22 protein-coding genes and 1 riboswitch are annotated in these 24,135 nt (G+C 43.5%); of the genes, 19 read left to right on the forward strand and 3 right to left on the reverse strand.

Annotated features, from left to right (window positions below; genetic code table 11):
* The first annotated feature begins 133 nt into the window (after positions 1–133).
* Positions 134–685, forward strand: a complete 552-nt coding sequence (locus tag DWW86_RS03935; protein ID WP_072523067.1) for a biotin transporter BioY — start codon at positions 134–136, stop codon at positions 683–685.
* On the forward strand, positions 682–1,065 hold the full coding sequence (locus DWW86_RS03940) for a DUF1284 domain-containing protein (RefSeq protein ID WP_117942341.1): 384 nt from the start codon (positions 682–684) through the stop codon (positions 1,063–1,065). The genes DWW86_RS03935 and DWW86_RS03940 overlap by 4 nt, the downstream gene beginning before the upstream one ends.
* Before the next feature lie 595 nt (positions 1,066–1,660).
* Here DWW86_RS03940 and DWW86_RS03945 read toward each other — a convergent pair.
* Positions 1,661–2,002 (reverse strand): Ig-like domain-containing protein, encoded by a 342-nt coding sequence (locus tag DWW86_RS03945; protein WP_117942342.1) that lies wholly within the window; start codon positions 2,000–2,002, stop codon positions 1,661–1,663.
* A 155-nt stretch (positions 2,003–2,157) separates the two neighbouring features.
* On the opposite strand from DWW86_RS03945, the gene DWW86_RS03950 reads away from it, so the two are divergent.
* From DWW86_RS03950 to DWW86_RS03960, 3 genes are read left to right on the forward strand one after another with little or no spacing between them, the layout of a single operon-like run.
* Positions 2,158–2,442, forward strand: a complete 285-nt coding sequence (locus tag DWW86_RS03950; RefSeq protein WP_117942343.1) for a spore coat associated protein CotJA — start codon at positions 2,158–2,160, stop codon at positions 2,440–2,442.
* The gene (locus tag DWW86_RS03955; RefSeq protein WP_117942344.1) at positions 2,439–2,723 is read left to right on the forward strand and encodes a spore coat protein CotJB; all 285 of its coding nucleotides are present in this window, start codon (positions 2,439–2,441) and stop codon (positions 2,721–2,723) included. Before DWW86_RS03950 ends, DWW86_RS03955 begins: the two co-directional genes overlap by 4 nt.
* Before the next feature lie 3 nt (positions 2,724–2,726).
* The gene (locus DWW86_RS03960) at positions 2,727–3,353 is read left to right on the forward strand and encodes a manganese catalase family protein (RefSeq protein WP_117942345.1); all 627 of its coding nucleotides are present in this window, start codon (positions 2,727–2,729) and stop codon (positions 3,351–3,353) included.
* Positions 3,354–3,447: 94 nt separating this feature from the next.
* On the opposite strand, the gene DWW86_RS03965 is transcribed toward DWW86_RS03960, so the two are convergent.
* The gene (locus DWW86_RS03965; protein WP_072523072.1) at positions 3,448–3,984 is read right to left on the reverse strand and encodes a flavin reductase family protein; all 537 of its coding nucleotides are present in this window, start codon (positions 3,982–3,984) and stop codon (positions 3,448–3,450) included.
* Positions 3,985–4,119: 135 nt separating this feature from the next.
* Between DWW86_RS03965 and DWW86_RS03970 the strand changes: the two genes are divergently transcribed.
* The 7 genes from DWW86_RS03970 to DWW86_RS04000 all read left to right on the forward strand — a co-directional run bounded on the left by DWW86_RS03970 (position 4,120) and on the right by DWW86_RS04000 (position 12,740).
* A complete protein-coding gene (locus tag DWW86_RS03970; protein ID WP_181985300.1) occupies positions 4,120–5,298 on the forward strand; it encodes an MFS transporter in 1,179 nt (392 codons plus the stop codon).
* Between the two features lie 15 nt (positions 5,299–5,313).
* Positions 5,314–6,594, forward strand: coding sequence for a Na+/H+ antiporter NhaC family protein (locus DWW86_RS03975; protein ID WP_117942347.1), 1,281 nt, complete (start codon positions 5,314–5,316; stop codon positions 6,592–6,594).
* Positions 6,595–6,640: 46 nt separating this feature from the next.
* Positions 6,641–6,845, forward strand: a riboswitch (cobalamin riboswitch).
* A 172-nt stretch (positions 6,846–7,017) separates the two neighbouring features.
* Complete coding sequence (locus tag DWW86_RS03980; protein WP_117942348.1) at positions 7,018–8,391, forward strand: sirohydrochlorin cobaltochelatase; 1,374 nt, start codon at positions 7,018–7,020, stop codon at positions 8,389–8,391.
* Positions 8,392–8,488: 97 nt separating this feature from the next.
* Positions 8,489–9,430 carry a hypothetical protein gene (locus tag DWW86_RS03985; RefSeq protein WP_117942349.1) on the forward strand — a complete coding sequence of 314 codons (942 nt, stop codon included), beginning with the start codon at positions 8,489–8,491 and terminating at the stop codon, positions 9,428–9,430.
* Between the two features lie 2 nt (positions 9,431–9,432).
* Positions 9,433–10,608, forward strand: a complete 1,176-nt coding sequence (locus DWW86_RS03990) for an ABC transporter substrate-binding protein (protein WP_117942350.1) — start codon at positions 9,433–9,435, stop codon at positions 10,606–10,608.
* Positions 10,609–10,623: 15 nt separating this feature from the next.
* Positions 10,624–11,640 carry a FecCD family ABC transporter permease gene (locus tag DWW86_RS03995; RefSeq protein ID WP_072523078.1) on the forward strand — a complete coding sequence of 339 codons (1,017 nt, stop codon included), beginning with the start codon at positions 10,624–10,626 and terminating at the stop codon, positions 11,638–11,640.
* Positions 11,640–12,740 (forward strand): ABC transporter ATP-binding protein, encoded by a 1,101-nt coding sequence (locus DWW86_RS04000; protein ID WP_117942351.1) that lies wholly within the window; start codon positions 11,640–11,642, stop codon positions 12,738–12,740. The genes DWW86_RS03995 and DWW86_RS04000 overlap by 1 nt, the downstream gene beginning before the upstream one ends.
* Here the strand turns inward: DWW86_RS04000 and DWW86_RS04005 are convergent.
* The gene (locus DWW86_RS04005; protein WP_117942352.1) at positions 12,726–13,334 is read right to left on the reverse strand and encodes a TetR/AcrR family transcriptional regulator; all 609 of its coding nucleotides are present in this window, start codon (positions 13,332–13,334) and stop codon (positions 12,726–12,728) included. The two genes, DWW86_RS04000 and DWW86_RS04005, sit on opposite strands and share 15 nt — an antisense overlap.
* Positions 13,335–13,547: 213 nt before the next feature.
* Here DWW86_RS04005 and DWW86_RS04010 point away from each other — a divergent pair, with 213 nt between their 5' ends.
* The 7 genes from DWW86_RS04010 to DWW86_RS04040 all read left to right on the forward strand — a co-directional run bounded on the left by DWW86_RS04010 (position 13,548) and on the right by DWW86_RS04040 (position 24,003).
* Positions 13,548–15,617 (forward strand): efflux RND transporter permease subunit, encoded by a 2,070-nt coding sequence (locus DWW86_RS04010; protein ID WP_117942353.1) that lies wholly within the window; start codon positions 13,548–13,550, stop codon positions 15,615–15,617.
* Positions 15,618–15,683: 66 nt separating this feature from the next.
* The gene (locus DWW86_RS04015) at positions 15,684–18,512 is read left to right on the forward strand and encodes a methyl-accepting chemotaxis protein (RefSeq protein WP_117942354.1); all 2,829 of its coding nucleotides are present in this window, start codon (positions 15,684–15,686) and stop codon (positions 18,510–18,512) included.
* 92 nt (positions 18,513–18,604) lie between these two features.
* Positions 18,605–19,783: an FtsW/RodA/SpoVE family cell cycle protein gene (locus tag DWW86_RS04020; RefSeq protein WP_117942355.1), complete on the forward strand. Its 1,179-nt coding sequence runs from the start codon at positions 18,605–18,607 to the stop codon at positions 19,781–19,783.
* Between the two features lie 90 nt (positions 19,784–19,873).
* Positions 19,874–20,107, forward strand: coding sequence for an acyl carrier protein (acpP, locus tag DWW86_RS04025; protein WP_015541113.1), 234 nt, complete (start codon positions 19,874–19,876; stop codon positions 20,105–20,107).
* Positions 20,108–20,174: 67 nt separating this feature from the next.
* Complete coding sequence (gene gltX / locus DWW86_RS04030; RefSeq protein ID WP_117942356.1) at positions 20,175–21,623, forward strand: glutamate--tRNA ligase; 1,449 nt, start codon at positions 20,175–20,177, stop codon at positions 21,621–21,623.
* 5 nt (positions 21,624–21,628) lie between these two features.
* On the forward strand, positions 21,629–23,458 hold the full coding sequence (locus DWW86_RS04035) for an ATP-dependent helicase (RefSeq protein ID WP_117942357.1): 1,830 nt from the start codon (positions 21,629–21,631) through the stop codon (positions 23,456–23,458).
* A complete protein-coding gene (locus DWW86_RS04040; RefSeq protein ID WP_117942358.1) occupies positions 23,455–24,003 on the forward strand; it encodes a 4'-phosphopantetheinyl transferase family protein in 549 nt (182 codons plus the stop codon). The genes DWW86_RS04035 and DWW86_RS04040 overlap by 4 nt, the downstream gene beginning before the upstream one ends.
* The last annotated feature ends 132 nt before the right edge of the window (positions 24,004–24,135 follow it).

A 24,135-nucleotide genomic window follows, 5' to 3' on the forward strand; every position in this document is an offset into this window, starting at 1 on the left:
AATGTAAACTATGATACGAGAAAATGTAAACCTTTTTGCGATGATAGGTTGACAATGTGGGCATGCTGTGTTAAATTGTTAAAATCAAAACAAAGATCAGATGACAGAAGTCTGTTATCGCGAGGAGGACAAAATGAGTACAGTAGCAGTAACCAGAAGTAAAACTTATGACATTGTATACATTGCCGTTTTTGCAGTGATTATGGCAATCTGTTCCTGGATTTCCATTCCGGCAGCAGTTCCGTTTACATTGCAGACATTTGGTGTTTTTATTGCCGTAGGGATTCTCGGAGGAAAAAGAGGAACACTTTCTGTTCTTGTATTTATCCTTCTCGGAGCCATCGGTGTGCCGGTATTTGCAGGATTTTCCGGTGGAATCGGTGTTCTTGCAGGAACGACCGGTGGGTATATCATCGGATTTCTTTTCTCTGCACTTGTAATGTGGGCAATGGAAAAACTTCCTGGCAAAAAAGCAGTGATGCAGATTGTTTCTATGATCGTAGGATTGATTGTCTGCTATGCATTTGGTACTGCATGGTTTATGATCGTTTACAGCAGAGCAAACGGAGCTGTTGGTCTGGCAACCGTTCTTGGATGGTGCGTGATTCCGTTCATCATTCCGGATATTATCAAAATCGTACTTGCTTATGGACTTTCCAGAAAGCTTCGTAAATTTGTAGCATGATCAGGCTGAGACCTCACCATGGGATGTGTCTGGCGTATTTCGAGGGAAAAGGATACAGTGATGGTTTTACCGAAAATATGCAGCATATGCTGGAACTTCTGGAGAAAGGCGCAGATGTGGAAATGACCGTTTCCGGTGATGAAATCTGCAAAGCCTGTCCAAATCTTAAACATGGTGTATGCTTAAGTGCAGATCTCGTAGAACATTACGATCGGAAAGTGCTGGAGTATTGTGGATTAAAAGAAAGAGAAAATCTGAGTTTCCGGGATTTTGTGGATAACGTTCAGAAGAACATTATCGAGACCGGGAAACGTGTGGAAATCTGTGGCGGCTGTCAGTGGAATGAGATATGCAGCCGGAAAGAAAGCAGATGGAAATAAGTATGAAATTAGAAACGTGCCATACAGTCATAGTACTGTGTGGCACGTTTTTGGTTCGGCTTTAGCCTGTTCAAAATGTCTACGCAGCGTGTAGGCATGCCCTTTTAAGGGCGGCGACGAGTCAAGCGCAATGTGGCTGGAGCAAAGCGAAAGCCAGAGCTTTGAGACGCTGGCCTAGCATTAAAGGCTTATAGCCGTCCTACGAGCCACCCGTTTCACGGGTGGGGGCGACTGTTGCAGCATATTATCAGGATAACACACATGACAAGGATTGTGAAACCCAGACTTTTTATTCAGAAAATAAATGCGAGAAATGCACAATCAATATGCTTAGACTGCGCTTGTGTTAGGACAAGTCACCTTCAAAAGCCAATTAGAATGACCAACATGAAAGAAATCCTCGTTCAAGTCCACAAAAACACCAGTCTCTGATGACCTAACCAGTGGAAGCTGAGATTCTGGTCCATCAAATTTTGGAATTCAGATGACTTATATACATGTTACGAAAATCATAGGTAACTAAATTTTGAAATTCAGATGACTCTGACAGAATCTACTAATATTCAAGTCAACTTAATTAACAATTTAGGATGCCTCAGACGAGAGTTAGTGAAATCAAAGGTAACCAACTCCCTTTATTCACGCTGACAACTGATGGAGCACTGGATGACCAGGTAACTTTACGCGAAGTACCTTTGAGTTTCAGTTGCCTTGATGTCTTAGTATAAACTGATAATTTGATATTACTCAGTTTAGGCTTTTCTACTTTGATTTTGTAAGTCCATGTTACATCTGAGGTTTTTGCTGTAATAGTGGCATTTCCCTTTGCTTTTGCAGTAACTTTTCCAGTGGAGTTTACGGCAGCTACTTTGGGATTACTGCTTTTGAAGGTCATTTTTACAGGTGTTTTAATGGTTGTCTTTTGTCCGACTACCATCAAGAAGCAGGGAAAGTATCTTTGATTTCTTTTTCATAAAACATTCCTCCTTAGTGTATTTTCTTAATTATACTACGGATTCTCACTTATGCACACCGGCCCTTTTTATTTCATAAAATATAAGGAAACAACTTTTTCACCAGAAAGGATTGTTCATGGAAAATTATCAGATGCGCCGTGGCTGCGGTCGACCATATAATACAACCTGCGGCATGGGAAATCAAAGAGAAATGTCCTGTACCCGCCGGACCATGACTGAGAAACCGGCAATTTCCGGAAAGGAAATGTATACACACGTTGATCATATGGAACCTGCAATGGCATATGTTCCTTATCAGGATTTTACGACGACATATGATCTGGGCTATGCCCTGAAAGTGGGAACCGTTTTCCCACAGCTGTGTAAACCGTTTTGTGGAAAGAGAGGTAAGCAGAAATGATGTATCGAAATCAGTGCACACCTCGCGAAAATCTGTTGAACCGGATTAATGAAGTCAGCTTTGCAGTCAACGACATTCTTCTGTATCTTGATACCCATCCGAAGTGCAAAGAAGGGCTTGCTTTTTATCAGGAATGTGATAAAGAACGACAGCAACTTATGAAAGAATATGCACAGTGTTATGGGCCTTTGACTGTAGATGACGCGTTGGAGTCCGGCGGTGATATCTGGAAATGGGCAGAACAGCCGTTTCCATGGGAAGTGGAAGGAGGTTGCAGATAGTTTATGTGGAATTATGAAAAAAGGCTCCAATACCCAGTCAATATAAAGACACCGAATGCAAAAATTGCGCAGTTTATCATGAGTCAGTATGGTGGCCCGGACGGTGAGATCGGTGCGTCCATGCGTTACCTCTCCCAGCGTTTTACGATGCCTAACCGAACAGCCGTTGCTGTCCTGAATGATGTCGGTACGGAAGAACTGGCGCATCTGGAAATGGTTTCCACGATCGTTCATCAGCTTACCCGAGGATTGTCCATGGAGGAAATCGAAAAGAGTGGTTTCGGACCGTACTATATTGATCATACGGTTGGTGTGTGGCCGCAGGCTGCCGGAGGAGTTCCATTCAATGCCTGTGAATTCCAGAGCAAAGGAGATCCTGTCACGGATTTGTTTGAAGATCTTGCCGCAGAACAAAAAGCACGTGCAACTTATGACAACATCCTTCGTGTAGTACGTGACATTCCGGAAGTTGCAGATCCTATCCGATTCCTGAGAGCTCGTGAAATCGTGCATTTCCAGCGGTTCGGTGAAGCACTCCGTTCTGTACAGGAACAGCTTGATGAAAAGAATTTCTATGCTTTCAATCCGAGCTTTGACTGCCCGTGCGAAGCATCCTGTAAAAATTCCTGAATCAGAGAATATGCTCATGGCACTGCTTCAATACACACGCAAAAAATTCAGCTCCCCAATGGCGGGGAGCTGTTTTCACGCTTATACAGATAATTTACTCAATTACATAAGCATTTACGATTTCACCATAATATGCCACATGTGTATCTTTGTTTGAACCGGTAAACAAACTGTCTACATCCTGCGGATAAAATTTTGCTTTGTTTTCTTCGGTCATTGCATTCATATCCTGTGCCTGTTTGTAGACAACTTTACATTCAAGTGTCAATGGAAGTTCTTTTACTCCCGGAACAGAAGTCATTTCCGGCTCTTCATAAGTCAGACCAATTTCTTTTGCTTTATCAATGTCTCTCCCTGATTTGGAACCGCAGAAGCCGAGGATTTTTTTCGCACTGTCATCAATAGGAATGCTGACTGTAAATTCGCCAGTCTTTTCAATGAGACTTCTTGTGAAACGGTTTTCTCTGATAAAGGTAACAAAAATCGGTTTTCCCCATTCGATTCCAATCATTCCCCATGAGATAGTCATGGAATTTACTTTATCATCAGCTTTACCAGTAATGAGTACTCCTGATTTTACCCCTTTCAGAATTTCTCCCATATGTTCATAAACATCTATTGTTTTCTTCATTTTGGATTTCCTCCTGTTTCATATCAATATTCTTCATCTTAAAATAAAAAAATGAAATTCGCAAGTATTTTATGCTTTATCCATTTCACAATCCAATGTATAATAGAAACAATACATATCAAAGGAGTCTTCATTATGTCTTCAGTAAAAACCAAAAATCTGACACCGCTTTATGCATTTATCCAGGGACTGTACTGGATGAATTTTGCGGCGATCATGGGATATTCCGGATTTTATCTTCTCGGAAGCGGATTTTCCAATACAGAGATCGGCATCATCATTGCGATTGCAGGTATCCTGTCAGCAGTTCTTCAGCCGGTGCTGGCCAGTTATGCAGACCGTCCGGAAAGCCCTTCCCTGAAAAAATTCCTGCAGTTACTGCTGGTGCTGCAGCTGATTCTCGGAATTTCCCTTCTTTTCTGCAAATCAATATTGCTAACCGGAGTTGTCTATGGTTGCGGTGTGACCCTGCTTCAGCTTCTGACCCCGTTTATCAATTCTCTTGGAATGGAAAGTATCAATCAGGGACATAATCTTAATTTTGGTATTGCCCGCGGGATGGGTTCGGTAGCTTATGCAGCACTTTCCTATGTCCTTGGAATTATTACATCACGCACCGGAATTACAGCAGTACCGGTATGCATCATGATTGTTACACTTGTACTAATGGGCTGTCTGGCACTGTTTCCATTTACAAAAAGCAGCTCAGTGCCGACAGGGGACAACAGTAAAAAACAAACATCAAATCCGTTACAGTTTTTACGTAAATACAAACGCTTCACAATAGTACTTGTCGGATGTATCCTGATTTATCTCGGACATGTTCTTCTGAACAGTTTTACTTTCCAGATTGTTCAGAGTAAAGGCGGCGGCAGTTCAGAAATGGGAACCGCAACTGCAATTGCAGCAATGTCCGAACTTCCGACCTTATTTCTGTTTGGTTATATGCTGAAAAAAGCACGTTGTGATATCTGGTTCCGTCTGACAGGTATTTTCTTCACACTGAAATCACTTGGTTCACTGCTTGCACCAAATATGACAGTATTTTACGGTATCCAAATTTTCCAGATGCTGGGATGGGGGCTGATGGCAGCGGCATCGGTCTACTATGTAAATTCCATTATGGATGCAGAAGATGCAATCAAAGGACAGGCATATATCACGATGACTTACACACTTGGCAGTGTAATCGGTGCTTTCCTCGGCGGTGCGCTGATCGATTTCTCCGGTGTCAATACTATGCTCCTGTTTGCAACGATTTCTGCAGCAGTTGGAGCAGTGATTATTTTCTTTAGCGCAGAGAAGACAGCATAGGAAAGGACACCTCACATGGCAACTCTGACCCTAACTATATTCTGTATTTTGCTTATTATATGTATCGCAACCAATCATTTTATTTTATATGCGCTCTTTGCGGGGCTGGTTTTGTTTAGCTTCTACAGCCGAAAACAGGGCTATACATGGAAATCTATAGGGAAGATGATATTGCAGGGAATCAAAAAAGTCAGAAACATCCTGTTTACATTTATTCTGATCGGGATGCTGACGGCGCTCTGGCGTCAGGCAGGGACGATTCCTGCAATCATCTGTTATACGATTCATCTGATAAAACCATCTACTTTTCTTCTTATGACGTTTCTTTTGAATTGCCTTGTTTCTGTGCTGACGGGGACTTCTTTCGGAACCGCGGCAACGATGGGCGTTGTCTGTGCGACAATCGCGTCAACACTTGGTATCCGTCCGTGGATGGCAGGCGGGGCAATCTTGTCCGGCATTTATTTTGGAGACCGCTGTTCACCGGTATCAACGAGCGCACTTCTTGTCTCTGAACTGACGGGAACCAGTGTTTACCGAAATATCAGAAATATGATACGAAGTGGAGCGGTACCGTTTATCGTGACAGCGCTTATTTATTTCTGTGTCAGCAGGAACCTTCATGGCACAGCAGAAGTGCCGGATCTTGTAAAAATTTTTGGAAACGAATTTCAGATTGGCTGGATCACATTGCTTCCGGCAGTTGTGATTCTGGTATTGTCGGTAATGCAGGCCGGAGTAAAAATTTCGATGATCGCGAGTATTCTTACAGCGATACCGATCTGCATCTGGTTTCAGGGAATTCCGGTAAAAAATCTTTCGATGCTGATTTTGACCGGCTTTCATTCCGCAGATTCTGCGGTGACATCTATGCTGGATGGTGGAGGAATTTCTTCTATGGTAAAGGTAGGCGCGATAGTCTGCATTTCATCATCCTATTCCGGTATCTTTCAGGAAACCGGTATTCTGGATGGCATTCAAAAAATGGTCATCGCACTTGCAGACAAGACGAAACCATATCTGGCAGTATTTGTGACGGCAGTTCTGACCGGCGTTGTGGCATGTAACCAGACATTGTCGATTATTTTGACGGATCAGTTGTGCAGCAGAACCGAAGCAGATAAAGAAAAATTCGCCAACTATCTGGAGGACAGCGCAGTGGTCATAGCACCGCTTATACCATGGTCAATTGCAGGCGCTGTGCCACTGGCAGCAGTAGGCGCACCGGAGAGCAGCGTATTGTTTGCATTGTTTTTGTACCTGCTGCCTCTGTGGGACTTATTGATAAAAAAATAACCGGACCTATTGTAAAGTTGAAAAAATAGTGGTATTCTGTAAGAAATTGAATAATAAAACAACAGGTGCAGATGATTTTTATAAGAAATCACAAGTTAAAAGGGAAACAGGTGTAAGTCCTGTACGATCTCGTCACTGTAAACAGGGAATGTAAAGTCATGCGTGGATGCGCAGCCACTGGAGAACCGGGAAGGCGACTTTTTATGTGTTGATCTGTAAGTCAGGAAACCTGCCTGCTGTTGGTACGGGGATTTTTTAATTCCGGATCACGAGTAATTGGTTGTACCATAATCCAGAAACTCTTAGCCCGGTGCAGGAGTTTTTTTGTGTAAAAAATACATAAAACTATCCACCGGACTATCAGCCGTACTTTGTTATTCATTTTAATTTTCATGAAAACCACAAGTACAGGAGGAAACAAACATGAAAAACAAAACTGTAAAAGCACTGGCACTGGCTATGGCTGTAGCAACAGTCACAATGATGGGATCTGCAAGCATTTATGCTTCTGATGACACTGCAGAGGCAGCAACAGAGGAAACAGCAGATACAGAAGAAGACGCAGATGCTGCAGATACAGAAGAAGACGCAGATGCTGCAGATACAGAAGAAGCATCCGATGATGACCAGAAAGCAGCGGATGAAGTTGCAGCACTGATCGACAAGATCTACGTTCAGGAAAGAAACGATACAACTGACGAAGACTGCAAAGCTGCAAAAGAAGCATGGGACAAACTGACAGATGCTCAGAAAGAACTGGTTGAAGGCGAAGAAGCAAGCCCGGAATATTTCGGTGCAGATACAGGTGATGCATCCAAGGATGATCCACGTAATCAGGATGAAATCGGTGAGAATGAGCTTCTCGTTGTAAGTTTTGGTACTTCTTTCAATGACAGCCGTGCACAGGATATCAAAGGAATCGAAGACAAACTTCAGGAAGCATATCCGGACTGGTCTGTAAGACGTGCATTTACAGCACAGATTATCATCAACCATGTAGAAGCAAGAGACGATGAAGTAATCGACAATATGGATCAGGCTCTTGACCGTGCAGTTGCAAACGGTGTTAAGAATCTTGTTGTTCAGCCTACACATCTGATGCATGGTGCTGAGTACGATGAGATGGTAGAAGCAATCGACAGCTACAAAGACAAATTCGAATCTGTGGCAATCGCAGAGCCAATGCTTGGTGAAGTAGGCGATGACGCTACTGTAATCAACGATGACAAGAAAGCAGTTGCACAGGCTATCACAGATGAAGCTTGCAAGATCGCAGGATATGACAGCATGGAAGCTGCTGCAGAAGACGGAACAGCATTTGTATTCATGGGACATGGTACTTCCCATACAGCAAACGTAACATACGATCAGATGCAGACACAGATGGATGACCTTGGATTCACAAACGCTTTCATCGGTACTGTAGAAGGTGAGCCGGAAGATACAGAATGCCAGGCTGTTATTGCAAAAGTTAAAGACGCAGGATTCAAGAAAGTTGTTCTTCGTCCGCTGATGGTTGTTGCTGGTGACCATGCAAACAACGATATGGCCGGTGATGATGAAGATTCCTGGAAATCCCAGTTCGAAGCATCCGGTGCTTTTGACAGCATTGACTGCCAGATCGAAGGACTTGGAAGAATCGAAGCAGTAGAAGATCTGTATGTAGAGCACACAAAAGCTGCAATTGATTCCCTTGGAACAGATGCAGAAGCAACAACAGATGATGCTGACGCAGAAGCAACAGACGATACAGCAGCAGATGACACAGCAGAGACAACAGAAGAAGCTGCAGAATAATAAAACAGTACATAATTTTTATGTAAGATAACGGGGGCTGCCCGGGAGGATTCAGGTCCTTCCGGGCATTTCCTGTAAAACAGGAGGATTTTATATTATGAAACGTTCAGTGGCAATGATGGCATGTGTATTAAGTGGAGCACTTATGATCGGCAGTTACAGCCCGGTTTTGGCAGAAGGAGCGAAGGCAGTTTCTGCAAAATCTGCAGAGCAGGAAACTACAGAAGAGACAAAAACAGACGAATCATCAGAAGGTGCTAAAGCAGACGATACTGCAAAAGGTGATGTCCTGGAAGATGGTGTCTACACAGCAGAGTTTGATACCGACAGCTCCATGTTCCATGTAAATGAAGCAAACGACGGAAAAGGTGAACTGACTGTCAAAGATGGCAAAATGACCATTCATGTAAGTCTGAATTCCAAAAAAATCGTAAATCTCTTTGTTGGAACGGCAGAAGATGCTCAGAAAGACGGTGCAGAGATTCTTGAGCCAACGACAGATACGGTTACCTACAGTGACGGAATGACAGATGAAGTTTACGGATTTGACATTCCGGTACCTGCGATTGATGAAGAATTTGACGTTGCCCTGATCGGAACAAAAGATAAATGGTATGACCATAAAGTAAAAGTTACAAATCCGGAAAAAAAATCAGATGCTTCAGTTGAAACAACAGAGGATACAAAAAAAGTAACTGCTGAGGATCTGAAGCTGAAAGATGGCGACTATACCGCAGAAGTAAAGATGGAAGGTGGCTCAGGCAAAGCATCTGTAACATCACCGGCGAAATTTACTGTCAAAGATGGTGAGGTAACTGCATCTGTAGAGTGGAGCAGTCCGTACTACGATTATATGCTGATCGGTGATGAAAAATATGAGCCGGTTAATGAGGATGGCAATTCTGTATTTGAAATTCCGGTAGACGGATTTGACTATCCAATGGAAGTAGTTGCAGATACGGTTGCTATGAGCACTCCTCATGAAATCGAATATACGTTACAGTTTGACTCCGCAAGTATTAAAGAGGCAGATAAATAAAAATGAAAAATAAGTTACGTATGTTTTTATGCGCGGTTTTAAGCACTTCGCTTCTGTTGTCTGCACCTGTTCTGATACAGGCAGCAGATGCGCAGGAAACAACAGAAGATACAGAAACAAAACAGGATCTTGCAGGGCTGAAATATGACCACAGTCTGGAACTTCAGTATGCAGATCAGTTTTCAGTAGATTATTATGAAGACGGTTATGCGTTGATCACGATTGAAGGTGACGGGCAGTTTCTCCTCGTACCGGATGGGAAGGAAGCACCGGATGGGCTGGACAGTGACATTGCTGTGATCAGACAGCCTCTTCAGAATATTTATCTGGTGGCAACGTCAGCAATGGACCTTTTCTGTGCGCTGGACGGACTTGACAGCATCAGTCTTTCCGGAACAAATGCAGATGGCTGGTATATTGACGAGGCAAAAAAGGCTCTGGAAGATGGCAGTATTTCTTTTGCAGGAAAATACAGTGCACCGGATTATGAACTGATTTTATCAAAAGGCTGTGATCTTGCAATTGAGTCCACAATGATCTATCACAAACCGGAGGTAAAAGAAAAACTGGAGCAGTTTGGAATTCCTGTTCTGGTAGAGCATTCCAGTTATGAAAGTCACCCACTCGGACGTACAGAATGGCTGAAACTATATGGTGTCCTTTTGGGAAAAGAAGATCTGGCGGATAAGCTTTTTCAGGAACAGGTAGATAAGCTGAAAGCAATCGAAGACAGTGAATCTACCGGAAAAACAGTGGCTTTCTTCTATATTAATTCTGTTGGTGCTGCCAATGTTCGTAAATCCGGCGATTATGTATCAAAAATGATCGAGCTTGCCGGTGGAAAATATATTTTTAATGATCTGGGGGCGGAGGAAGACAATTCCCTGTCCACGATGAACATGCAGATGGAAGAGTTTTATGCCGGTGCCAAAGATGCCGATTATATTATCTACAACAGTACCATTGACGGTGAACTGACAGACATCAGTCAGCTCCTCGAAAAAAGTTCCCTGCTGGCAGATTTTAAAGCTGTCAAAGACGGGAATGTCTGGTGTACCAATCAGAATCTGTTTCAGGAGACGATGGAACTCGGTACTATGATCGAGGATATTCATACGATGCTGACATCAGATGATCCGGATCTGGATACACTGACGTATATGCACAAGCTTAAATAAAGAGAGGAACGTAACATGCGGAAGAAATTACATTTCAGATACTGGCTGTCTTTTACAGTCCTGATCATTCTTTTGCTGGTCCTGGTATTCTGGAATATCAATTCGGGAAGCATTCCGATATCGTTAAAAGATGTTTTTCGGATTTTATTCCAAAAAGAAGGAAATCAGACCGCCTATAATATTGTATGGGAAATCCGGCTTCCGAGAATACTGGCAGCAGTCATACTTGGAGGTGCACTTTCTGTATCCGGTTTTCTTCTGCAGACCTTTTTTGGAAACCCGATTGCGGGACCTTTTGTACTTGGTATTTCTTCCGGGGCAAAACTGGTTGTTGCACTTACTATGATCTATCTTCTGGGAAAATCTATGGTTGCCACATCCGGAGTCATGATCATTGCGGCATTTATCGGTTCTTTGATTTCTATGGGATTTGTTCTTCTGATCTCAAGGAAAGTAAAGCAGATGTCCATGTTGGTAGTAAGTGGCATTATGATTGGATATATCTGTTCAGCTGTGACAGATTTTGCAGTCACTTTTGCAGACGATTCCAACATTGTAAATCTTCATAACTGGTCACTTGGAAGCTTTTCCGGTACAAGCTGGGATAATGTTTCTGTGATGGCAGTTGTGGTGTTTGTTGCATTGTTTATCACATTTCTGATGTCAAAACCAATCAGTGCATATCAGTTGGGAGAAGGCTACGCACAGAATATGGGTGTCAATATCAAGGCCTTTCGCGTTGCACTGATTTTGTTATCCAGTGTTCTGTCAGCCTGTGTGACGGCTTTTGCAGGTCCGATTTCTTTTGTGGGTATTGCCGTACCGCATCTTGTAAAGAGTCTGATGAAAACATCAAGACCATTGTTGATCATACCGGGATGTTTCCTTGGCGGTGCTGTATTCTGTCTGTTCTGTGATCTGATCGCAAGGACAGCGTTTGCACCGACAGAACTCAGCATCAGTTCTGTGACCGCAGTGTTTGGTGCTCCGGTAGTCATTTATATTATGATACGAAGAAAGAGGATGGCCTGATGGGAGAATATTTTGTTCATTCTGAGCAGATGACAGTGGGATATGATGGAAAACCACTGATCAAAGATATAGAGATCCGGTTAAATCGTGGTGAGATCCTGACTCTGATCGGACCGAACGGTGCCGGAAAGTCTACGATTCTAAAGAGTCTGACGAGACAGTTAAAGCTGATCAGCGGAACGGTTTATCTTGATCAGGAGCTGATGAGCCATATGTCGGGAAAAGAAGTTGCACGTAAGCTTGCGGTTGTGACGACAGAGCGTATCCGGCCGGAGCTGATGACCTGTGAGGATATCGTGGCAACAGGGCGGTACCCATATACCGGAACACTTGGAATCCTTTCGAAAGAAGACTGGGAAAAAGTACATAACGCAATGGAAATGGTGCATGCGCTTGAATTTAAAGACCGTGATTTCACTGCAATCAGCGACGGGCAGAGGCAGCGAATCCTGCTTGCGAGAGCAATCTGCCAGGAACCGGAGATCATCGTTCTGGATGAGCCGACATCTTTTTTGGATATCCGTCATAAGCTGGAACTTCTTTCTATATTAAAGAAGATGGTTCTGGAGAATCATACAGCGGTACTGATGTCACTTCATGAACTGGATCTTGCACAGAAGATTTCAGATTATGTGATCTGTGTGCATGGAGACCAGATTGAAAAATACGGAACACCGGAGGAGATTTTTACTTCAGAATATATCCATCATCTCTACGGAATTACGACAGGCAGTTATAATGCTTCGTTCGGATGTCTGGAAATGGGCGCACCGGAGGGGAAACCGCAGGTATTTGTAATCGGTGGAAATGGTATGGGAATACCGACATACCGCAGACTGCAGCGTGCAGGAATACCGTTTGCGGCGGGTATCATTCATAAAAATGATGTGGATTATGAAGTCGCGAAAGCGCTGGCGGCAGAAGTGATCTGTGAAGAACCTTTTGAAATGATTACAGGAGAAAATCTGGTGAAAGCGCAGAAGCTCATGGATCGTTGTGGAGAAGTCATCTGCTGTGTGGATAAATTCGGTCCGATGAATGAAGGAAACCGAAAACTTGTGGAAAAAGCGCGGCAGGACGGAAAATTAAAGTCCCTTTGATTCAAAACTTGTCAGGATCGCATCAATCGTCCGGTGCAGATAAGGACGATATTCGGTAAGTGAAACCGGCTGCTGATAAAGAATACAGCTGTAGCAGGTGGAGCTTGCAAGCTCAATAACAGAGAAAAGCATCAGATCAGGATGGTCGTAAGTACGGCCATCTTTTTTTATTAATTCAAGATACTGCTGATAAAACTGCTGATCACTGTCCGGCATTTTATCATCGAGAGCTGCCTGGAAAACGCCCCATGAAAGATTCTTGGAAATAAAAACAAGAAGGGAGTAGTCCTGCTCGAGACTGTCCAGAATAAAATCAACCATAAAATGAAGCTGGTTGTCAAATCCTGAAATCTCATGTTCAAGGACAGACTGATAGGCCCGGTAAAAAAGTTCTTTTGTTTTATAGGAAACTAATTTATTCCTGATATCATATTTATCTTTAAAATACAGATAGAAGGTTCCTTTGGCGACACCGGCTTTATCTGCGATATCTGAGATCGTAGTTTTGTTTGTGCCCTTTGTAGTAAAAAGCTCAAATGCAGTGTTAAACAGAGCATCTTTTTTCTGTTTCTTATTTGACTCTACTTTTCCCATCAGAAAACCTCCCTCTAAATTACGAAAAACAACTTCGTTATTTATTATAATCAAAACTGACCAAAAGTCAATATTACAAAAAATACAAAAGATTTTTTGGACACATTGGTCAAAACGTATATTGACTAATGGTCAGTTTTGGTATATAACTCTGTATGAATAAAAAGTGACTAATAGTCATAAATGAGAAAGATAGTCAATAAGGAGGACATGATGATTAAGGTTGGAAAATGGATTGCGAAGCATAAAGTCCTGATCGTAATAATCAGTATGCTTCTGCTGATACCATCATTCCTGGGAATGGCAGCAACGAGAGTCAACTACGATATTTTAAGTTATCTGCCGGATTCTCTGGAGACAGTAGAAGGTCAGGACATCATGGTGGATGAATTTGGAATGGGTGCATTCTCTATGGTAGTCGTAGAAAATATGGACCTGAAAGACGTAGCCGCATTAAAAGAAAAATTTCAGGATGTGGATCACGTAAAAGATGTGCTTTGGTATGACAGTGTTGCAGATTTGAGCATTCCGATAAGTATGATCCCGGACAAATTCAAAGATGCATTCTTCACTGGAGATGCAACGATGATGATCGCACTGTTTGATAATACGACATCTTCTGATGCTGCGATGGAAGCAGTTACAGATATGCGTAAGATTGCAAATGAGCAGTGCTACATCAGTGGTATGTCAGGTGTCGTAACCGACATCAAGAACATTGCCCTGGAAGAGATGCCGATCTACGTTGTGATTGCTGCGTGTCTTTCACTTCTGGTTCTGCTTCTTGCGATGGATTCACTGGTAATTCCGGTATTGTTCCTGATCAGCGTAGGCCTTGCGGTTGTATATAACCTCGGAAGCAATATTTTCTTCGGTCAGGTATGCTACATTACAAAATCACTGACAGCAGTGCTTCAGCTCGGTGTAACAATGGACTATTCCATTTTCCTTCTGAACTCCTTTGAAGCTTATAAGAAGAAATACGATGAAAAAGAACGTGCGATGGCACATGCGATCGGAGATACATTCAAATCTGTAGCAGGAAGTTCTGTTACAACAATTGCCGGTTTCCTTGCACTCTGTGTTATGACATTTGCACTCGGACGTGACATGGGTATCGTTATGGCAAAAGGTGTTGTCATCGGTGTTATCTGCTGTGTTACTGTTCTCCCGGCAATGATCCTTGTATTTGACGGAGCAATCGAGAAGACAAAACACAAAGCACTGATCCCGAGTCTTGATAAAGCTTCCGGATTTATTACAAAACATTACAAAGTATGGCTGATTATTTTCCTTGTACTTCTGTATCCTGCAATTTACGGAAACAACCATACACAGATTTATTACAACATCGACAAATCTCTTCCTTCCACACTGGCAAGTAATGTTGCCAATGATAAACTGAAAGAAGACTTCGATATGAGTACCGTACATATGGTGCTTCTGAAAAACGGACTGGACAGCAAACAGAAGACACAGATGCTTGACAAAATTGATAAAGTTGACGGAGTGAAATGGTCACTGGGTATGAATTCCCTGATCGGACCGACTTTCCCGGAATCCATGATTCCGTCAAATATTAAGGAAATGCTTGAATCCGATAATTATGAAGTGCAGTTTGTATGCTCTGAATACTCATCAGCAACAGATGAATGTAACGCACAGCTTGACAAGATTCAGGAGATCGTCAAATCCTACAGTCCGGAATCTATGGTCATCGGTGAAGCACCATTGATGAAAGACCTTCAGGATACGACAGACGTAGACCTTCAGAGAGTAAATATCCTCTCCATGGCAGCAATCTTTGTGATCATCCTGTTTGTATTCAAATCAATCTCACTGCCTTTCATCCTTCTGGCAGTTATTGAGTTTGCGATTTTTGTAAACATGGCAATTCCTTATTATCAGGGAGTTACACTGCCATTCGTGGCAAGTATCGTTATCGGTGCGATCCAGCTTGGAGCAACCGTTGATTATGCGATTCTGATGACAAGTAATTACCAGAAACAGAGGCACCTCGGGAAGACAAAGAAAGAATCGATTTCCATTGCACATAAATTCTCTATGAAGTCAATTATTGTCAGTGGATGCAGTTTCTTTGCCGCAACATTCGGTGTTGCCCTTTATTCACAGGTTGATATGATCGGTTCCATCTGTACCCTTCTTGCAAGAGGTGCGGTGATCAGTACGATCGTAGTATTGCTGATTCTGCCGGCAATGTTTATGGTATTTGACCCGATCATTGTTCATACATCCAAAGGATTTTTACCGGATAAGAAATAACAAAACACGTACATGATGATTGAAACATATAAATGAAGCCAATGGCTGGAAAAGGAGTCGTAGAACATGAACAGAAACAGAAAAAAAGTAGTGGCAGCTTCTGTGGCAGTAGGAATGACAATGGTAATGGGTGTGAGCCCGGTACTTGCGGCAGATACAGATATTTCAAAAGAAGAGACCGTATATGTAAATGCGGCAGCAGACGGAACACCGGAAGATATTACAGTATCCGACTGGCTGAAAAATTCTGCATCAGCAGGAGATTTAAGTGATGAATCTGATCTGAAAGATATCAAGAATGTCAAAGGTGATGAGACTTTTGAACAGGATGGTTCCAATCTGACATGGAATACAGAGGACAAAGACATTTATTATCAGGGAACTACGAATAAAGATCTTCCTGTATCTATGGAAATCAAATATTATCTGGACGGTGTACAGGTAAGTCCAAGTGATCTCGGCGGTAAAAGTGGTCATTTAAAGATCGAAGTAAACTATACAAATAACGTTAAGAACAAAACAAAAGTAGGAAAGAAAACAACAGATGTATATGCGCCGTTCGTTATGGCAACAGCCATGATTCTTCCTACCGATAACTTCACAAATGTTACGATCGACAATGGTAAAGTCCTCTCCGATGGACAGAGAAATATCGCAATCGGTGTCGGAATGCCGGGACTGGCAGACAGCCTTGATCTCAAGAGCATTGACGAAGATATTGATCTGGATATTCCGGAAGGTTTTACAATGGAAGCAGATGTTACTGATTTCAGCATGAGTTCTACCTTTACATTTGCTCTGACAGATCTTCTTAATTCTCTCGATCTGGATGATGTAGACGGACTGGATGACCTGAAAGATTCCATGGATGACCTGACGGATGCAGCAACAAAGCTGGTTGACGGAAGCAAAGAACTTTCCGACGGTGCATCTACTCTCGATGAGAAATATCAGGAATTTGATTCCGGTATCGGAACACTGTCAAGTGGTGTCAGCACACTGTCAAGTGGTGCGTCAACACTCAGCAGCGGTGTATCTTCTTATACATCAGGAGCAGATACATTGACAAGCGGCTTAAGTCAGTATGTGGCAGGAGCAGATACATTGACAAGTGGTGTAAGTCAGTATGTAGCAGGAAGCAATACCCTGACTTCTGGTGTAAAAACTTATGTAGATGGAACTGCTACTCTTCAGAAAGGAATTCAGACATTAAAGAATGGTCTTGCCAAAGAGTTCACGCCGGGAATTAATGATCTGGTAGAAGGCACGGATGAATTAAATACAAAGGTTTCCGGACTGGTCGAAAAATTGGCTGGAAGTTTAGAGACTTTACCGCAGGATTTAAGTGATATCATTACATTTGCACAGAGTACACAGAGCTTTGCAAAAAGTACAGGCGATTTGGCAAATGGACTACTTAATTCTTATATGCCGGGAGTAAAAAGTGCGAAAGACAATATAGATGCCCTGAAAAAGCAGGTTGACAGTATGGTTCCAGGTGGCAGCAGTTCTCCGGCAGCAGGTACACAGCAGATTGAAGATGGTCTTGCAACTGCACAGGCAGCAGCAAACTCTGTATCAGCTGTAGCAGGAACTTCTGCAGCAGATCAGTTAAACGCAGCAGCAAGTGCAGTCAGTGCGGCAGCAGGAACAGGAGATGCTCTTCAGGGAGATGCAGGTACGATCTCAGCAGGTCTGGACAGTGCAAGCTCCGCAATTGATATCTTAAGCAGTATTGATACTTCTTCCATGGATGAAGCAACAGCAGCTGCTGTAAACAGTGCAGTACAGAGTGCAATCGGTGCAATTTCCGGTGGTGTGGCTACCGCACAGGGCGGTGTGGCAAGTCTGGAAGCACATGCCGGTCAGGTTTCCGGACTGAATGAGCAGGCAGCAGCCGTACAGGAGGCAGCAGGAGCAGTCAGCTCACAGAGTGAACAGGCTGCTGCAGTTGGTGATGCCGCAGCACAGCTTCAGAGCGGTTTGTCTCAGATTGAAAGCGGTCTTGCAACACTGAATGCGGATGATACACAGAAACAGAATGATGAACAGACAGCAGCAAATCTGGCGACAATCAAGGCGAAACTAGATAAAATTGATGCAGGTCTTACCACGTTAGTTGAAGGTGAAGATGCGCAGAAACTGGCGAAAGGAGCACAGACACTGCAGGCGATGGGAACAGTCGGAAGTAAGGAACAGCCATCTCTGGAGGCTGCGGCCGGTGCAGTAGCGACGAAGGTTGGAGCACTTGCAAAAGAGCTTCCGGACATTCTGGGAGAAAACAATAAGAATGTTACAGATCTCCAGACAGGTGTAAAAAAACTGGCAGACGGAGCAAAAGCTTTACAGACTGGTTATAAATCCACTCTCCTGAAAGGTATCGACCAGCTTCTTTCCGGTGCAAAACAGCTTACAAGGAACAACAGGACGATCAAGAGAGGTGCAACACAGCTTGAGACAAGTGGCAAGACACTGACAGGCGGAGCATCTCAGCTTTCAGCAAACAGCGGTACGCTGACAAGCGGAGCATCCCAGCTTTCAGCAAACAGCGGTACACTGACAAGTGGTGCGGCACAGCTTGCATCCGGTGCACAGCAGCTTGTAAGCGGAACTGCTACACTAAGCAGCGGAAGCACACAGGTTAAGGATGGTATCAAGAGTCTTTCTGATGGAGCAAAAGAGCTGGCAGACGGAACCAAGAAATTTGACGACGAAGGTATTAAGAAACTGTCTGATCTTGTAGAAGATGATCTTCAGGATCTTATGGACCGCTTCGATGCGATCCGTTCCGATGACAATGCTTACACTTCCTTCAGTGGAAAATCCACCGGCATGGATGGAAATGTCAAGTTTGTGATCGAGACAGCAGCCATCGATAACGACAGCGACAAATAATCAAAAATGATGTGACAGACAGGGAAACGGATTGTGTGCCGTTTCCCTGTTTTTTCTTGCGGTTAGAAAAGGAGTCTGCTATACTGTACATTATGAGCAGAGAAAAAAAAGCAGTTAAAAAACCAAAAACAAAAAAGAAAACAGATTACTATGATTACAGTCTTCTCGCTGTTATCATTCTTTTGACATGTTTTGGTCTGGTCATGCTTTACAGTACCAGTTCCTACATGGCAGAGCTGAATTACGGTGATGACATGTATTACTTCAAAAAACAGGCGGCAATCAGTTTTGGATGTATTATCATAGCACTTGGAATTTCGCAGATCGACTATCATATTCTGACAAAATTTACCGGGGTGCTGTACGGAATGGCAGCTATTTTGATGATGCTGGTTAAGACACCTCTCGGAAGAACGGCGAATGGTGCAAGGCGCTGGCTGAATCTCGGCCCTCTGTCCTTTCAGCCATCCGAGGTTGCAAAGATTGCAGTTATTGTGTGCCTGTCCTATATGATCGTCAATATGGGCAGGAATATTAAAACACTCAAGGCATTTATGATCCTCGCAGGAAGCGGAAGTGCACTTGCATTTCTGGCATATGCATGTACCGATAACTTAAGTACCGCGATCATCATTTTCTGCATCACGATGGGACTGATCTTCATTGCGCATCCAAAGGTGAAACCTTTTCTGATCGCGGCAGGAGTAGGTATTGTGCTGATTATTATTTTTGTTATGATCTTAAGCTCTTCTCTCGAGACGAGTTCCAGTTTCCGTCTGCGCCGTATTCTGGTATGGTTACATCCGGAGGATTTTGCATCGGGTGATGGTTATCAGACGATTCAGGCACTGTATGCGATCGGTTCCGGCGGATTTCTCGGTCGTGGTCTCGGAAACAGTATCCAGAAGCTCGGAAGCGTACCGGAAGCACAGAATGATATGATCTTTTCAATCGTATGTGAGGAACTTGGCATCCTTGGTGGAATTATTCTTTTACTGTTGTTTGCATACCTTCTGTATCGATTGTTTTTTATCGCACAGAATGCACCGGATCTGTTTGGATCGCTGATGGTCAGCGGTATTTTTATACATATTGCACTGCAGGTTATTTTTAACATTGCGGTTGTATTGAATCTGATGCCGAATACCGGTGTTACACTGCCGTTCGTCAGTTACGGAGGTACTTCCATCGTGTTCCTGATGTCGGAGATGGGACTTGCCTTAAGCGTGGCAAGACAGATTAAGTTTAAAGAGCCTGAAAGGCTTCTCTAAAATCTGGAAAATCTATTGACAAATACTTTTCCAGAATATATACTTTGCACATCAAAGCAGAGATAAGTTACTTGATAAAGGAGAAAAGCAATGTTAGAAGAAATGAGAAAAATGATTGCGCAGCAGTTAAACTGCGAAGAAAGTGAGATTACCGCAGACACTTCTTTTAAAGATGATCTTGGAGCAGATTCTCTCGACCTTTTTGAACTGGTAATGGCTCTTGAGGATGAGTACAATATAGAGATACCTGCCGAAGAACTTACAGAGCTGGCAACTGTGGGAGATGTGATCGAATATCTCAGAGGCAGAGGTATTGAAGCATAAGTTTTAAAGTATTCCCTGAGGCAGCAGTGTCTCAGGGGTTTTACATTTTGAAAGGAAGGAAAGAACGATGACAAAAATCAGAACCAGATTTGCACCGAGCCCGACAGGAAGAATGCACGTCGGCAATCTTCGTACAGCACTCTATGCATATCTTATTGCAAAACACGAGGACGGAGATTTTATCCTCCGTATTGAGGATACCGACCAGGAGCGTTATATGGAAGGTGCAGTCGATATCATCTACCGTACCATGAAAAACACCGGACTTATTCATGATGAAGGACCGGACAAGGACGGTGGTGTCGGACCATATGTACAGAGTGAGAGACAGGCATCCGGCCTTTATCTGAAATATGCAAAACAGCTTATCGAGCAGGGGGATGCTTATTATTGCTTCTGCGGACCGGAAGAACTGGAATCCATGAAACGTGTTGTTGCAGGTAAGGAAATTTCCATCTATGACAAGAGATGTCTGCACCTGTCCAAAGAAGAAGTGCAGAAGCGTCTTGATGCAGGCGAACCGCATGTTATCCGTTTCAACATGCCGACAGAAGGAACCACCACTTTCCATGATGTTATCTATGGTGATATCACTGTAAATAACGAGGAGATGGAGGATCTGATCCTGATCAAATCCGACGGATACCCGACTTACAATTTTGCAAACGTTGTAGACGACCACCTTATGGGAATCACACATGTAGTCAGAGGAAATGAGTATCTTTCTTCCGCACCGAAATACAACCGTATTTACGAAGCATTCGGATGGGATATTCCGGTCTATGTACACTGTCCGCTGATCACAAACGAAGAGCATCAGAAGCTGTCCAAACGTTCCGGACATTCTTCCTATGAGGATCTTCTGGAGCAGGGATTTGTGACAGAAGCAATCGTAAACTTTGTTGCACTTCTCGGATGGAGCCCGCAGGACAACTGTGAGATCTTCTCCCTCCCGGAACTGGTCAAAGCTTTTGATTATCATCACATCAGCAAATCACCGGCTGTATTTGATATCACCAAGCTTCGCTGGATGAATGGCGAATACATCAAGAAAATGGATCCGGAAGAATTCTATGAGAGAGCACTTCCATACATGAAAGAAGTCCTCAAGAAAGATTACAACTTCCGCAAGATCGCAGGTATGGTTCAGACAAGAATCGAGACATTCCCGGATATCCCGGCGCTGATTGATTTCTTTGAAGAAGTACCGGAATACGATTCCGCAATGTACTGTCACAAGAAAATGAAAACAAACGAAGAAACGTCTCTTGCTGTCCTGAAAGAAGTACTTCCGGTTCTGGAAGCACAGGAAGATTATACCAATGATCCACTGTTTGCATCTTTAAGTGCATTTGTAAAAGAAAAAGGCTACAAGAACGGCTATGTAATGTGGCCTCTGCGTACAGCAGTATCCGGCAAACAGATGACACCGGCAGGAGCTACAGAGATCATGGAAATCATCGGCAAAGAAGAAACACTGAAACGTGTAAAGGCAGCTATCGAAAAGCTCAGCTGATAAATATGAAACGAAATCCATCTCAATCAAGGGCAATCGCCCACCTGTCAGGACCGATGATGGTTCTGGCAGGCCCCGGTTCGGGGAAAACTTCCGTAATCGTAGAGCGAACTGCATATATGACAGGTGAGGGTCAGATTCCGCCGGAAAACATTCTGGTAGTGACTTTTTCCAGAGCCGCAGCGAAGGAAATGAAAGAGCGCTTTCTGAAATTTACCGGACAATCTGCTACAAGGGTGACGTTTGGTACGTTCCATGGAGTGTTTTATGGAATCCTGAAACAGGCATATGGATTTACTGCAGCCAATATTTTGTCCGAAGAAGAAAAGTCCGGAATTTTAAAAGAGCTGATTCTGAATTATGGTGGAGATCTGGCAGAAGAAGGTGACTTTCCGGAAGAAATTGCAAAAGAGATCAGCGTGGTCAAAGGAAATCGGATTTCTCTGGAACACTATTATTCTTCCTGTTGTCCGGATGAAGTATTCCGGCAGATCTACAGCGGTTATTGTCAGACATGTCAGGCACGACGCAAGCTGGACTTTGATGATATGCTTCTCTACTGCTATGAGCTTTTTGTTCAGAGGAAGGACATTCTGGCGGCATGGCAGAAAAAATTTCAGTATATTCTGGTCGATGAGTTCCAGGATATCAATCAGCTTCAGTATGACATTATGCGGATGCTGGCGAAACCGCAGGACAATCTTTTTATTGTCGGGGACGATGATCAGTCCATCTATCATTTCCGTGGGGCAAGACCGGAGATCATGCTTAATTTTACGAAAGATTACCCGGAGGCTGAGACAGTTACGCTCGATGTAAATTACCGCTGCAGCGGCAGAATCCTTGCTTCGGCACTTCTGTTGATCGGATCAAATAAAAAGAGATTTCAGAAGAATCTTTCGACACCGAATCAGGAAGGAAATGAAGTGACCATAAGTGAATACCAGAATCCGCGAGAAGAATATCTGTCTGTGGTCGCGCGCCTTCGTGAGAGGATGGAACAGGGAGATGATCTGAAAGATACGGCACTTCTTCTCCGGACCAATCAGGAGGCGGAAGGGCTGGTCGGAGCGCTGATGGAACGGCAGGTGCCATTCTATATGAAAGAAAAACTGCCGAATCTTTTTCATCACTGGATCTGTCGGAATCTGCTTGCTTATATGCGTTTTGCAAACGGGGACAGAAGCAGGAAAAATTTTCTGGAATTTATGAACCGTCCGAACCGGTATATAGCGAGAGATGCCCTGTCACTTTCACCGGAAATATCTTTTGATCAGCTAAAAGAATATTACAAGGATAAAGACTGGATGTGCGACCGTCTTACTACACTGGAGACGCACCTGCGGATTCTGAAAGGACTGGCACCATATGCGGCGATAAATTTTATCAGAAAAGGTATGGGATATGAAGAATACTTGCGTGAATATGCAGAGTATCGTAAAATAAAGCCAGAAGAGTTGAGTGAAATTCTGGATCGGCTGACCGAGAGTACGAAGGGCATGGACAGCCTGAAAGAATGGGAAGATTACATAGAGGATTATACACAGAAGCTGGAAGAACAGGCGCGCAAACAGGAAAAAGAACGGGAGGGCGTTCTGATTTCCACTCTTCACGGAGTCAAGGGACTGGAATACGACAGGGTATACATTCTCAATGTAAATGAAGGAAGCATGCCATACAAAAAAGCTGTTCTGGAAGCGGCAATCGAGGAAGAACGGAGACTTTTTTATGTTGGCATGACACGCGCCAGAAAAGAGCTGACTCTGTGTTACGTAAGACAGCAGTATGAGAAGAAACGGGAACCGTCCCGGTTCCTAAAGGAGGCTGGAGTATGAAGGCGGTTATTTATTTTACAGAGGTTGCACAGCAGTACGAACACAAAAACATGGAGCATATGATCGGAGAAAAGCTTCTTGAGACAGGGCTTTTGCAGGAATACGGATTGAAACTTTCGAGAGAGCCAAGGGCGACGGGAGAGCACGGAAAACCATTTTTAAGCCTGCAGCCGAAGATTCATTATAACATTACCCATTCCGGTAAGTACGTAATGTGCATCCTTGCCGGTCAGGAAGTGGGAATTGATGTGCAGCAGCACCGTAAGGCAAATTATGAGCGGATGCTGGAACGGATGGTTCCACAGGATATGATCCGGGAGATCCTGGATGCAGATGAGCCGGAAAAAGCCTTTTTTACCCAGTGGGTACTTCGGGAGGCCTACATCAAATGGACAGGAGAGGGGCTTTCGAGAGATCTGCGGACGATTTCACTGGATGAAGGTTCCTACATACTTTTAGATCTTGGGGAAGATTACAGTGGCGCCATATGGTCGCAGGATCCTCTTGATTTACGGTGGGAACATGTCGATGTACAGCTTCCGTAAATGAAACGCCTCGCAGCGAAAACTGCGGGGCATTTTTATGCCAAAGTATGCAAGAGAAGCTGCCAGTGGCAGGTTCTCTGTATGGTGAAATTTATGTTGTGATGGACACAGATTATAAGAAATTGTATAATA

Source organism: Ruminococcus sp. AF17-22AC, assembly GCF_003460065.1.
Lineage (GTDB): Bacteria > Bacillota > Clostridia > Lachnospirales > Lachnospiraceae > Blautia_A.